Source organism: Streptomyces sp. Tue6028, assembly GCF_002300165.1.
In the GTDB taxonomy this organism is placed as follows: domain Bacteria; phylum Actinomycetota; class Actinomycetes; order Streptomycetales; family Streptomycetaceae; genus Streptomyces; species Streptomyces siamensis.
Window position 1 is genome coordinate 1 of record NZ_MLCE01000016.1, and the last position, 12,101, is coordinate 12,101.

General features: G+C 70.1%; 11 protein-coding genes. All 11 read right to left on the bottom strand.

The features are described from left to right. The coding region (locus BKI49_RS14520; RefSeq protein WP_095934759.1) for a hypothetical protein at positions 1 to 903 on the bottom strand (903 nt) is incomplete at its 3' end. Positions 904 to 1,063: 160 nt separating this feature from the next. Beyond that, the gene (locus BKI49_RS14525) at positions 1,064 to 2,098 is read right to left on the bottom strand and encodes a hypothetical protein (protein WP_095934692.1); all 1,035 of its coding nucleotides are present in this window, start codon (positions 2,096 to 2,098) and stop codon (positions 1,064 to 1,066) included. Further along, the gene (locus BKI49_RS14530) at positions 2,086 to 2,742 is read right to left on the bottom strand and encodes a hypothetical protein (protein WP_095934693.1); all 657 of its coding nucleotides are present in this window, start codon (positions 2,740 to 2,742) and stop codon (positions 2,086 to 2,088) included. The genes BKI49_RS14525 and BKI49_RS14530 overlap by 13 nt, the downstream gene beginning before the upstream one ends. Before the next feature lie 211 nt (positions 2,743 to 2,953). After that, entirely contained in the window at positions 2,954 to 3,628 is a 675-nt protein-coding gene (locus BKI49_RS14535) for a hypothetical protein (RefSeq protein ID WP_095934694.1), read from the bottom strand. A 20-nt stretch (positions 3,629 to 3,648) separates the two neighbouring features. Beyond that, complete coding sequence (locus tag BKI49_RS14540; RefSeq protein ID WP_143658448.1) at positions 3,649 to 4,335, bottom strand: hypothetical protein; 687 nt, start codon at positions 4,333 to 4,335, stop codon at positions 3,649 to 3,651. 24 nt (positions 4,336 to 4,359) lie between these two features. Beyond that, on the bottom strand, positions 4,360 to 5,703 hold the full coding sequence (locus BKI49_RS14545; RefSeq protein WP_095934696.1) for an AAA family ATPase: 1,344 nt from the start codon (positions 5,701 to 5,703) through the stop codon (positions 4,360 to 4,362). Beyond that, positions 5,700 to 6,023: a hypothetical protein gene (locus BKI49_RS14550; RefSeq protein ID WP_095934697.1), complete on the bottom strand. Its 324-nt coding sequence runs from the start codon at positions 6,021 to 6,023 to the stop codon at positions 5,700 to 5,702. Before BKI49_RS14550 ends, BKI49_RS14545 begins: the two co-directional genes overlap by 4 nt. A 239-nt stretch (positions 6,024 to 6,262) precedes the next feature. Continuing rightward, complete coding sequence (locus tag BKI49_RS14555; protein ID WP_095934698.1) at positions 6,263 to 7,570, bottom strand: acyltransferase family protein; 1,308 nt, start codon at positions 7,568 to 7,570, stop codon at positions 6,263 to 6,265. Continuing rightward, complete coding sequence (locus BKI49_RS14560) at positions 7,567 to 9,777, bottom strand: bifunctional polysaccharide deacetylase/glycosyltransferase family 2 protein (RefSeq protein WP_095934699.1); 2,211 nt, start codon at positions 9,775 to 9,777, stop codon at positions 7,567 to 7,569. Before BKI49_RS14560 ends, BKI49_RS14555 begins: the two co-directional genes overlap by 4 nt. Next, positions 9,777 to 10,646, bottom strand: a complete 870-nt coding sequence (locus BKI49_RS35310) for a hypothetical protein (RefSeq protein WP_095934700.1) — start codon at positions 10,644 to 10,646, stop codon at positions 9,777 to 9,779. Before BKI49_RS35310 ends, BKI49_RS14560 begins: the two co-directional genes overlap by 1 nt. A gap of 382 nt (positions 10,647 to 11,028) precedes the next feature. Then, positions 11,029 to 12,018 carry a LysR family transcriptional regulator gene (locus BKI49_RS14570; protein WP_095934701.1) on the bottom strand — a complete coding sequence of 330 codons (990 nt, stop codon included), beginning with the start codon at positions 12,016 to 12,018 and terminating at the stop codon, positions 11,029 to 11,031. Between the last annotated feature and the right edge of the window lie 83 nt (positions 12,019 to 12,101).

The window sequence follows — 12,101 nt, forward strand, 5'->3', positions numbered from 1 at the left end:
CTGCTGGGGCTGGGGCTGGGGCTGGGGCTGGGCGTACGGAGTGGGCGGCTGGGCACCGGGGGCCTGGTACGGCGGGGCGGGGGCCGGGTGCGGGCTGCCGTAGGGGCCGGGGGTCTGGGGCTGTGCGTACGGGGTCCCGGGCTGGGCGGCGTATGGGGTTCCGGACTGGGGCGCGTACGGGGTCCCCGGCTGGGGGGCGTACGGGGTTCCCGGCTGAGGCGTGTACGAAGCGCCCGGAGCCTGGGCGTAGGGACCTGATCCCGCTCCCGCTCCCGCTCCCGCCCCTGCCCCTGTTGCGGCCTGCGCGGCGTACGGCGCCGGCGGCAGGTACCGGACACGGCCGCCCTCCTCCGTCACCGGCGTGAACCCGGCGCTCTGGAGCCGGGCCGCGAACTTCGCGTTGCGTTTGCGCGTGACGACCAGGCCGACGCCGAGGACGACCATGAGCAGCGCCCACAGCGCTCCCGCCACGGTGAAGGCGACGGAGTCCCCGCCCGCACGTACGCCCAGGACCACACACCCGACGGTGGCGCCGACCGCCCCGTACAGCATCCGCTTCTCGGCGTGCCTGCCGGTCAGATCGAAATTGATCCGGGCCTTGAGCAGCTCCAGCGCGTCGGGGACGACGGGCGGCAGCGACTCCCCGTCGGCGGCCTTCGGGAACTGCGCCCAGTTCTGCGCGACGCGCGCCTGGGCCTGCGGGCTGTGGTCAGGCACGATGAGCATCGTGAGCGCGTTGTTCCGCCCGCTCCCCTGCCGCACGTCCGCGTACTCGTAGCCGAACTGCTGGGCGACGAAGGCGAGCCGGGCGAGCTTCTTCACGGAGGCCATGCCGCTGGTGAGCTGCACGGGTTCCCCGCCGGACATGAGCTGGAGCATCTTGCGAACCTGCCGCTTACTCACCCGCGTTCACTCCCCCACCGCCGGGTCACACCGTTCACTTCCGCAACTCGGGCAGTCTTCCACAGCGGCGCGCCGCGACGGAACAGCGGCCCAACGACGTTGACCGGCCCTTGACTTGCGTCTTTGGATCCGACGAGGCGCGCCTGGGGATGCGATTCGCTCAGCGGTTGACGGCCTGGATCTCCTGGACGACGACGTCCTGTTCCGCGCCGAAGGTGCCGTCCGGGAGGTCGTCGCCGGTGTTGCCGGTGCCCGTCCAGTGGATCTTCCAGGTGATGGTCGCCCTGAGCTTGTACGAGCCGTCGCCCGACGAGCGCAGGTACTGCACCCCGCACGGCGGCGTCTCGTCCGACTTCCCCTTCGCGTACGCCTCCCCGATCCGGCCGCCCTTGATCGCACAGACACCGGAGGCGGGGTAGGTGGTGGCGTCTTCGGTGCCGGGTTCGATCTTCAGGGAGACGGGCTCCGCGGTGGTGGTCGCCGAGACGCCGAGCAGCGGTACTCGCGCCGTGACGGACACCGGCTTGAACTTCGCCGTGTCCAGCCATGCCCAGGTCGGCAGATTCACCTTCGTCGTACCCGCCGGGGCCAGATCCACCTTCGTCGACGGGACCCGGATCTCGGCGTACGCGAGCTGCGCCAGCATCTTGGGCGTGATGGCCTCGGGGATGTTCGCGGGTGGGGGATCGCCCTTGTCCACCCAGAAGATGGGCTTGTCGCAGTCGAGCGCGCCAGGGTCGCCCTCACGCCCCTGGGTGACGTACGAGTCCCACCAGTAGCCCTTGTCGGCCTTGTCCTTGTTGAAGTCCTTGTACGGCTCGCCGTTCACATAGCGCTTGCGCTGTTCCAAGTCCCACTGAGAGCCGGTCGACTCGGCACTCCAGATCGGCTCCAGGTACTTCTGGAGTTGGTCCGGGGAGTACTTGGGGGCGTAGTAGCAAGCGGGCGGAGTCCACGTCGTCGTGGAGACCACGGGTCCAGCGGAATCGCCGGAGCCGTTCTTCGAACGATCGAACACCACGGCACCGGCGGTCGCCGACAGCGTCTTGTCCTTCCGCTGTCCCTCGACCTGCGTCTCGGAACCCGTACCCTTGCCGCCTGGCGTGAAGTCCGCCCAGGCATTGGGGCAGTTGACGAACACGAGAACGCCGGCGAGCAGAGCGACTCTAGTGGCGTTCCTGGTCATGGCTGGCACTGCGCTGCCCCCCGAGTGGAAATGATCTGCGAGGTCTGCCACACGCCTTCGGAGCTCTTGTCCAGGCGTGTGTTGTAGAAGACGTAGCTGTTCTTGGTGACAGGCGTCTTCGCGACCTTGTTCGTCTTCTTGTCCTTGCTGAAGCCCTTGCTCTCGTCCGCACAGAAGGTGAGCGAGGCCGTCGTCTTGTTCTTGAGGGTCACGGTGCGGTCGTAGTAACGCGCCTCACCGGTGAGCGTGGCGCCGGCGTCCTTGAACTGCTTGACCCAGGTCAGCGCCGCTTCGAGTGCCTTACCGGTGTTGTAGTAGGCGAGCGCCTCACCCTTGGCGTCCGTCCCGGTGATCGCCGCGTCGACCGCCCGCATGCGCTCGGCATTGTCGGCGAGTACTGCTTCCTTGACGGAGTCCCCGCCCTGCGGAGTCTCGAAGGTCAGCGTCAGGTCGGAAGGCAGCGTGATCTTCGGTCGCCCCGCGGCAGCCGTGGCGCTCGCGCTCGGCGACGCCGACGCCTCGCTCCCCGTGTCGGCCCCGGCAATCTTGTCGTTGTCCTTCGAGCTGCCGTCGCTCCCGCCGCAGGCGGTGAGGAGGAGAGCCGCAGCCGCACCGACGGCGGCTGTGGTGAGCAGGCGAGGACGGCGATTCACGGCGGACTCCTGATGGGGCGTATGGGGTCTGGAGAGCAGCGACACGCTATCGGTGACGCGTGAGGCGACACCAGAGCGAATTGCATACACGGAGGGAACAAGCCACTCAAAGCCGCCCGCACCATGCCCAATGCAGCCCCGAAACCACCCCTTGAGTGACGCAAACGACCAGGCGCCGACGGCGAGTTGGCCACCGCAAAGGGCTCCGTCGTCACTCCGTCATGCTCGGCCCCCGTTCCAGCGGATCGTCGAAACTGACCAGCTCCGCCATATGCCGGAGGATCAGTCGGTACTGCTCCCGACGGGCGGTGGCCGTCGTGCTCAGCGTCAGGACGATCAGACGTCTGCAGTCCGGGTGCGGCACATAGGCGTGGATCTGGAGCAGCGGGACCCGGGGAAGGCCACTGCAAGCAGAAGGAGTGAGCGTGGTCTCGCTCAGCGCCGCCGGTCCACAGGGCAGTTCGACGTACTCGATGTGCGTGTGTCCCTCGGCGGTGGCCACGGCACGGGCCGCCGTGGCACCCCTCGACGCGACGGCAGTCTGCTTCCACGAGACCGTGAGGAGGGACAGCAACGGCCGACCGGCCCCTACGACATCGTCACGGTGCAGGCCGATCGCGCAGTGCACGGTACCGACCTCGCACAGAGCGCCCAGCAGTTGCTGCCCCTGCGCCAAGTGGGCGAGGAACGCCTGGCGAGCCATCTCGTCGGGCGCCGCGTCGAGAAAGGGCGCGAGGGCCCTGCGTACGTTCGCGTCGCGGACGTCGGACGCGGAGAGCAGGGCGCCCATGGGAACGGCCACGAAACCCGCCGGCTCCGCGAACCAGACATCGGCGTCGGGGTCCCTGGCCGAATCGGCAACGGTGACAAAGGAAGCGGTGGTCATCAAGTCCCGTCCATCGCAAATCAGTTCGGACGCGGAAACGGCGGCACGGATTCGGGCACGTGCGCTCCGGCGCGGCGGGCGCGTTCCAGTGCGGCAGGGCAAGCGTTCCAGTGCACCGGATCTGCGCCGCGGCGGCCCGCGGCCGCGCGCTGATAGAGCAGGTGCAGCCTCTTGGGGCCCTTGCCGCCTCGGCCGGTGGCCGCGACGACCGCGACGAAACGAGGGTCTCCGGCGAACCAGAGCGGTTCGATCTGAGCCTTCAGCTCCGGCTTCGTACGGGTCGTTCCGAAGCGCCGCATCCACCAGAAGGTGCGCATCGTCGACAGGAACGGCAGCGGAATCCGCTGCTCGGGATCCTCCGGGTTGGGCAGTTCCAACCACATCGCGTCGTCCTGAAGCCCGGGGTGCTTGTTCCGGCCACGGGGAACATCCGTGAGGAACTGCCACGGGTACTGCCAGAGGACCCGCTGGATCTGGATCGACGGGCCGAGGTAGGCGAGTTGGAGTACGGCGCGGAAGGTGGCGTACACAAGCAGGAGGAGGAAAGCCCAACCGATCCAGCGTGGTGTGGCCACAACGAGGAACAAACTCCCCAGCCAAGTGGCGACCCATCCCACCGAACGCACAACGATCAAGACCATGTGGTGTACCCACGCGCGTCTCGTGGATGGATGATGCCAGGCCGTGGGGTATTCGGTCGGATGCATACGCACTCCTCTCCGTTCCGGAGCTCAGAAGACATGACGGGCGACACTGACGATCCCGCCGGCGTCGAGGCCGAGCCGGGATCCGTCGACACCTGCCACGGAGCCGTCCTTGATCCCGTCGTCGTCGGTGTCCACGGCGGTCATGACGAGGCCGAAACCTGCCGTGGTGACACCGGTGGAGGCAGAGGTGACCTCGATTGCCTTGGTGATCTGTGCCGCTCGGGCACCTCGCACCGTGACGCCGAGCAGTGCGTTGTCCAGGCCCGAAATGGACTTCGCCTGCTCCATCGTGCTGCTCCCGACACGGGCCAGACGCTGACCGAGCGTGAGAACCTCCCCCGCCTCGCCAGTGGCCCGCAGGGCGGTCTCGACTCCTTTGCCCGCCGCGCCGACCCCGGGCACCAGGCCCAGGGCATCTCCACCGACGGTGACCAGATTGCTCCAGAAGTCCGTGTCGAGCTCCCCCTTGGCGAAGCCGTCCCACAGCGAGGCGCGCATCGCTGGGTCACCGATCGCCCTGATCGCCAGCGACGCGCCGCTCAAGACCGAGGCCGCAATCAACAAAACCGCCGCAGCCGTCCCGCCCGACACCACGAACAGGGCCGCCAGTCCGATCACGGCGCCCACGGTGCTCAAAATGTCCGGCAGATTCTCCCCCACCCACTCCAGCGCCTGATCGAAGGCACCCGGCTCGTGAGGGGCGAGTTTGTTCGTCGCGGCGCGGATCTTGGAGGCGCGGTGCTGGGCCTGGTGGTCGTGTTCGGCGGCGAGCTTCCGGGCGCGGGCGCGGATCTTTTCGAGTTCGGCCTCGGCGTGCTCGACGGCGGCGTTCGCCTTGGTGCGGGCCTTCTGCGCCTCGTCCTGCCGGGCACCCTTTCCCTGCAGTTCGGGGCTGGTGCCGGCCGTGGCGGCGTGGCCCTTCGCTCGGTCCACGGCGGCCTGCGCCTCCTCGGCGTCCTCCTCCAGCCGCCTCGCCCTGCGCTGGAAGTCGTCGAGTTCGCCCTCCCAGCGGTCGAGCTGCCGGGCCGCCTTGCGGAGGGAGTGCGCGGCGTTCTTCAGGTTCAGCGACAGCGGGCCTCCGTCGAGCTGCTCGCGGAAGGCGACGGCGGCGTCGCCCTGCCAGTAGCTGCCCTCCATGAGCCTGGTGACCAGTTCGTGCGTCTCTTCGAGCGCCTTCGCGCAGCCGCCGAGCTTCTTGCGCAGGCCGCGTACGGTGCCGGTGCTGCCCGGCACCGGGTTGAAGCCGAGGTGCGGATGGTCGGGGTGGGGGATGCGCGGGGCGGACTTGAGCCCCTGCGGCCGGCCCAGGTCGGCCCGGGACCGCGGGTCGAGAGCCGCTCCCGATCCCCCGGCGGGCCGGTGCGTCATCGCCCGCCCCCGGCGCCGGTCCCGCCCGTCCGGGACTTCCGCAGGGCCTCCTCCAGCGCCCTGTCCACCTCACGGTAGCTGTCCTTGCTCTTGCCGATGATCTCGGCGAGGTCCTCGGTCTGTTCGCCGATCCGGTCGGCGCCGTACTTCCAGTCGTCCTGGAAGTCTTCGCAGGCGGAGTCGAGGTCGTCGGTACCCAGGCCCGTGACCGTGGCGTCCTCCAGGGCTCTGCGCAGCCCCTTGAGCGAGTCGGCCGACTTCCTGAGCATCCTCATGAAGTGCGCCAGCTCGTCGCCGTCGACAGCCAACCGCTCCGCCACGCGTGCTTCCTCTCTGCGGGAAGGGTCCGCTTTCGGGACACGCGGAACGACATCAGAGCAGGTCGCGTCGGCGCGAGCGACAAGTCGGGCAATTCACCGCAGAGCGCGAGTAATTCCAGGTGGGAAACCTTCGATCGGGTGACACGAAGCGAGGGGCGGGACATGTCGTCCCGCCCCTCGGCATCAGGTCACCTCGGCCCCGGGCCACCTCGACCCCAGGCCCCACCGTCGGGTCCGCCCTACCCCCGGTGCGCGGCCCCGCGGCCGGCCCGGCCCCGGGAGCGGCCCTTCTTCACCCCGTTCGGCCACAGCCGAGGACTCCGCTTCGCCGCGATGTCCTCGATCCAGCCGAAGGCGAGGATCGTCAGACCGATCAGCGGCCAGACGAGGACGAACATCCACAGCATGTACGTCGAGTCGAGGGCCGCCGTGGCGCGCTCGCTCTCCATGAAGGGGAGGTTGTACACCTGGTCGATGATCGGGACCGTGGCCATGATCAGCATGTTGTGCCACAGGTAGATCGTGACGGCACGGTTGTTGGACAGGGTGACGAGCTTGTCCCACTTGGCCAGGCGGCCGGGGAGTTCCTGCCAGGACGGCGAGTACTGGAGCAGGATGACGACGAAGCCGAACGACCACGTGGCCTGGGCCAGCGGGATGTCGTTCAGGTCCCAGCCGTCCGGGCCGAGGTGGCCCGAGGCCCACCACAGGCCGAACGCCATGACGAGGGCCGAGCAGGACACGGCGACGTAGCGCGGCACCCGTTGCAGGACGCCCTCGTGGTGGGCGAAGCCGAGGACCCAGCAGCCGCCGTACACGGCGAAGTCCGTGATCGTGTTGCCCGTCTCGCCGGGGATCGTCACGATGCCGGTGCCGACGACGGCGGTGAGCGCGAGCGGGAAGAACAGCGTCGCCCACGGCACCCGGCGGAACGCCCACAGGAGCAGCGGCGACGCCACCACGAACCACAGGTACGCCCGCAGGTACCAGAGCGGGCCGACCGCCTGGACCGCCCACGTGTCCTCCAGCAGGCCCGCCTTGTCCCCGATGTGCCAGGGGAACGGCGGCGCGCCGAACGGGAAGACGTAGTTGATCATCTCGACCAGGCCCCAGGTGCCGCCGTGGTCGGGGTCCTTGGTCACGCTCCAGCCGCCGGCGAACATCAGGACGAGCGCCACCGCGCTGAACGCCCACAGGGGCGGCAGCAGTCGGCGGACACGACCGCGGATCACGCTGAACGCCGGGCGGTTCAGCGAACGCGCCATCAGGGAGCCGGCCAGCGCGAACATCACGCCCATGGAGGGGAACAGGACCGTCAGCCACGCCCAGCCGAAGAGGTGGTACACGACCACGCGGACCAGGGCGATGGAGCGCAGCAGGTCCAGGTAGCGGTCGCGGCCCGGGCGACGCGGCGCGGACGGCGCCGGCGGCTCCGGCTGCGCCGGGGGTCCGGGCTGCTGGTGCGACGGCTGGTGCGGGATGGAGACCCGCGGCGCGCCCAACGGCGGTGTAGGGGTGGCTCCCGTCGTGTACTCGTGCGTCGTCATCCCACCGGCCTCCGATCGTCACCGCTGTGTGCCGCCCGCTGCCGCGGGATCGCCCCGGGCGCCTCCACCACTCCGGTGCGCCGCAGCTTCTGCCAGCGCAGGCGGCCTCCGGTGAGGGCGGTGATCCAGGACTGGAGCAGCACCACGTACATCAACTGCCGGTAGAGGATCTGCTGGAGGGGGAGGGAGATCAGGTGTGTCATGCGCTCTCTGTCCAGCCGGAAGGCGTACGCGGCGCAGGCGGCCTGGACAGCCAGGACGCCCAGCCAGGCGATGATCGTCTTCTGGGTGGGGCCGAAGACCACGCCGTAGAGGAGGAAGACGTCGATCAGGGGGGCGAGCAGCGGGGCCAGCACCATGAAGAGCGAGACGAGCGGCAGCCCGACCCGGCCGAAGCGGCCCGACGGACCGCGTTCGATCAGGGCCCTGCGGTGCTTCCAGATCGCCTGCATGGTGCCGTACGACCAGCGGTAGCGCTGGGACCACAGCTGCTGGACGGACTCGGGCGCCTCCGTCCAGGCGCGCGCCTTCTCCGCGTACACCACGCGCCACCCGTCGCGGTGCATCGCCATGGTGATGTCGGTGTCCTCGGCGAGCGTGTCGTCGCTCATCCCGCCGACCCGTTCCAGGGCGGAGCGGCGGAAGGCTCCGACCGCGCCCGGGATCGTGGGCATGCAGCGCAGGATGTCGTACATGCGGCGGTCGAGGTTGAAGCCCATCACGTACTCGATGTGCTGCCACGCGCCGATCAGCGAATCGCGGTTGCCGACCTTCGCGTTGCCGGCGACCGCGCCGACCTGGGGGTCGGCGAAGGGCTGGACGAGTTCACGGACGGTGGCCGGTTCGAAGACCGTGTCGCCGTCCATCATCACGATGATGTCGTACCGGGCGTTCGCGAGGCCCCTGTTGAGGGCGGCGGGCTTGCCCGCGTTGAGCTGGCGCACGACGCGTACGTTCGGCAGGCGCAGGTTCTCGACGATCCGCGCCGTGCCGTCGCTCGAACCGTCGTCGATGACGATGACCTCGATGGGGTGCTCGCTCGCCATCAGTGAGTGCACGGTGTTCTCGATGCACTTGGCCTCGTTGTACGCCGGGACCAGGACCGAGACCGGTTCGGTGATCGGCAACGGGCCCCAGCGGAAGGTGCGGCGCCGCACCCGGCGCGCGTGCGCGGCGGACAGCAGGAGCATCAGGCCGAAGCGGGTGAAGACGAGGACACCGGTGATCGCGATGCCGACGACGAGGGCGTCGGTGATCCCGTCGGAGGCGCCGACCAGGAAGATCCACGCCTTGCCCTTCCACAGGTCGAGGCCGGTGACCGGGGTGTGCGCGCTGGGCGCGTTGAGCGCCTCGGTGAGGTTCTTGAACTCGTAGCCCTGCTTCTGGAGCTGGGGCAGGAACCGGTCGAGCGCCTGCACGGTCTGGTGGCGGTCGCCGCCGGAGTCGTGCATCAGGACGATCGCGCCCTTGCCGCCCTTGGGGGTGGCCCGGCGGATGATCTCGTCGACGCCCGGCTTCTGCCAGTCCTCACTGTCGGTGTTGTTGACGACGGTGATGTAGCCGCGCGTGCCGATGTACTGCGTCACCGGCCAGGACTTGTCGTCCATGGCGTCGGCGAAGGAGGAGTACGGCGGGCGGAAGAGGGAGGTGCGGATGCCCGCCGCGCCCTCCAGCGCCAGCTGGTTCTGGGACAGCTCCCAGTCGATGCGCTTCTTGGACTGGTACGAGAGGTCGGGGTGGTTGAAGGTGTGCAGGCCGACCTCGTGGCCCTCCTCCACCATGCGGTGCACGAGTTCGGGATAGCGCGAGGCCATCGTGCCGGTGACGAAGAAGACGGCGTGCGCGTGGTGCGCCTTGAGGACGTCCAGGACCTTGGGGGTCCACTCGGGGTCGGGGCCGTCGTCGAAGGTGAGGACGAGCCGGTGGTCCGGCACGCTCATGCTGGTCGTGCGGCCGCTGCGGGTGTCGATGACCGGGCCGCCCTCGAGGATCTTCTCCGGCACCTTGTCGGTGGCGGCCTCGGGCTGGACGCGGTGGTCGGCGAGGATCTCGCTGTGGACGTAGCCGCGCAGCATCAGCATCGCCATCAGGGCGACGAGGAGGAGCAGCGGCAGCAGCAGGCGCAGGGGAATGCGGCGGCGCCGGACTTGGGGGGCCGCGCGACGCGGGGTGCGTGCGGGGCCGTGACGGCTGGTGCGGGATGCCATCAGAGGACGTTCTCCGGGGACGAAAAGGCGTACGAGGAGCTGCCGGCAGCCTGCTGCCCGAGCTCCGGGGAGGTCTGTTCGAGGGACGCGGGAGCACCGTGGGCGACGGCGTCGGTGCCGGCACCGGCGCCGCCGGCGGTCTCGGTCGGATCGGCCGTGGGGCCGCCGGTGTCCGTCGGGCCGGCGGTCGTGGGTTCGACCACCGGGTCGGTCGGATCGGGGTCCGGGTCCGGCTTCTTGGTGGTGCTGGTGCCGGAGCCAGGCTTCTTGGTCGTGGACGTCGTGGGGTCCGGGTCGGCGGACGTGCCGGGGGCGGCCGCGCTGCCCGAGGCGCCCGGCGTCGGGCTCGCGCCCGCGGACGGCGTGGTGCCGTCGCTCGCCGTGGCGCTCGCGCCGGGCGAGACGCTGCCGGTGCCGGACGGGTCCACCGAGCCGGTGGGCAGCGGCGAGCTGTCGACCTGGCCGGCCGGCGGGTCGTCCTCCTGGCCCGGTACGGGGAGCCAGGGCGCGTCGGAGCTGCCCGACAGGAGCGTGGCGACGATGACGACGGCGTAGACCGCGCAGGCGAGGCCCACGAGGATGCCGAGGCGGCGGAAGCGGCGGCTGCGGCGGCCCGACTCGTCGACGAAGACGGGACCGTCCGAGCCGTCCTGGGCGCCGGGAGCGTCCTTGGCCTGCTTGACGAGCCACTCCTCCAACTGCCGTCCGGCGCCGTCGAGCTGGACGGTGACCTCGTGCGGGTCGTGGGTGTGGCCGGGGTCGTCGGGGTGTTCCCAGGACGTCCGGTCGTCGGTCCGGGCCGCGAGCGGGCGGTCCGGTCCGCCGGGGGCGGCTGAGGAGAGCAGTCGGGTCTCCGGCTCGTCGCTCATGGAGTGCGCGGCACCGGACGGGAACGGGCTCACACCGCGGGTCGCGGGCCAGGACGCCGTGGTGCCGGTCGCCTCCGGCCAGGACGCCGTTCTGCCGGCCGCGTCGGGCCAGACGACGGCGTCGTCGGCTGCTGCCCCGGGTGACGGATCGGCTCCGTGCCCTTCGCCCTGATCGACATCACGCCGACCCGGTTGGGCATCTTTCCGCCAGTTTTCCACGCGCACGCACATCCCCCCACGGGACAGTTCTCGGGTGCGCAACGACTCCGGGCACTCCACGTTCGCCGTCGGACCGGGCCCCCACCCAGCCCGAGCGCCCCCCTTATCACACTGTGCCCGGAGGAAGAATGTAGCGCACGTGGCGGAGACGTGCGCTTGCAGCTCATGTATGGCTCATCATGATGAGTGCATCCGTGGCCGGAATCCACCCGTTCTCGGGGCGATGCAGCCACCCTTCCTCGGCCGCGAGTTCGACGGCGGCTCGTCGAAGCGCGTCAATCCCGGGATGCACCAGCCCCTTCCGCCACACCAGCGACAGGGGTGACAGGGGAACGGGGTCGACCAGAGGCCTCAGCACCGTTTCAGGCATGGCCGGAAACTCCACGACGGCGAGGACGGGGTTCCGGTTCTTGGCCATGATCCGCCGGAACTCCTCGGCTCCCACGGCCATCGGAGCGGGCGGCGCGAGCGCGATCCCACGTCCCTCGAACAGGTGATGGGCCAGGTCGGTCCATTCCAGCGTCCGGGGATTGCCCGCCCCCGCGTACACGGTCTCGCCCGCGAGCGCGGCCAGCGGGACGGCCTCCAGTGCGGCCAGCGGGTGGTCCTCGGGCAGCAGCACGGCCATCGGCTCGTACCGTACGGGCTGCTGTTCCAGACGGGCCCGCAGCGCGGGGTCGAGCCCGGCGAACCGGCCGAACGACGCGTCCAGCCGGCCGGTGAGCAGATCCTGCGCCGCGCCCGTGAGGCCGCTCTCGAAGCGGGCCATCAGCTCGAAATCGGGCGCGAGTTCACGGGCCCGGTCGAGGACGCGGCCCGTGGCGAGTCCCGGGGTGTTGACGTCGACGAGCAGCGGACGCTGCTCCTGTCCACGCGCGAACGCGGACAACAGGGCCTCGTGCGCGGCGAGCACCCGCCGCGCGTACGGCAGCAGGCGCTCCCCGTCCGCGGTCAGCGTCACCTGCCGCGTGGTCCGCGAGAACAGCTGCGCGCCGAGTTCCCGCTCCAGCCGCCGGACGTCCCGGCTCAGTGCCTGCTGGGCCACGTACAGCCGGGCGGCGGCGCGGGTGAAGTGCAGCTCCTCGGCGACGGCGAGGAAGGCGTGCAGCAGGCGCGGGTCGAGATGACCGCCGGCGGGTGACTGGACAGGCATCACGCGAACCTACAACCCAGGTGCGTCAATCTCCACGGACAAGGTGTTGGACCTCGTGATCCACTCCGGGCGACGGTTGATCC

Coding starts and splice junctions, on each gene's coding strand:
- BKI49_RS14560 (WP_095934699.1), bottom strand. CDS start 9,777: ATGGCATCCCGCACCAGCCGTCACGGCCCCGCACGCACCCCGCGTCGC.
- BKI49_RS35310 (WP_095934700.1), bottom strand. CDS start 10,646: ATGAGCGACGAGCCGGAGACCCGACTGCTCTCCTCAGCCGCCCCCGGC.
- BKI49_RS14570 (WP_095934701.1), bottom strand. CDS start 12,018: ATGCCTGTCCAGTCACCCGCCGGCGGTCATCTCGACCCGCGCCTGCTG.
- BKI49_RS14545 (WP_095934696.1), bottom strand. CDS start 5,703: ATGACGCACCGGCCCGCCGGGGGATCGGGAGCGGCTCTCGACCCGCGG.
- BKI49_RS14535 (WP_095934694.1), bottom strand. CDS start 3,628: ATGACCACCGCTTCCTTTGTCACCGTTGCCGATTCGGCCAGGGACCCC.
- BKI49_RS14555 (WP_095934698.1), bottom strand. CDS start 7,570: ATGACGACGCACGAGTACACGACGGGAGCCACCCCTACACCGCCGTTG.
- BKI49_RS14540 (WP_143658448.1), bottom strand. CDS start 4,335: ATGCATCCGACCGAATACCCCACGGCCTGGCATCATCCATCCACGAGA.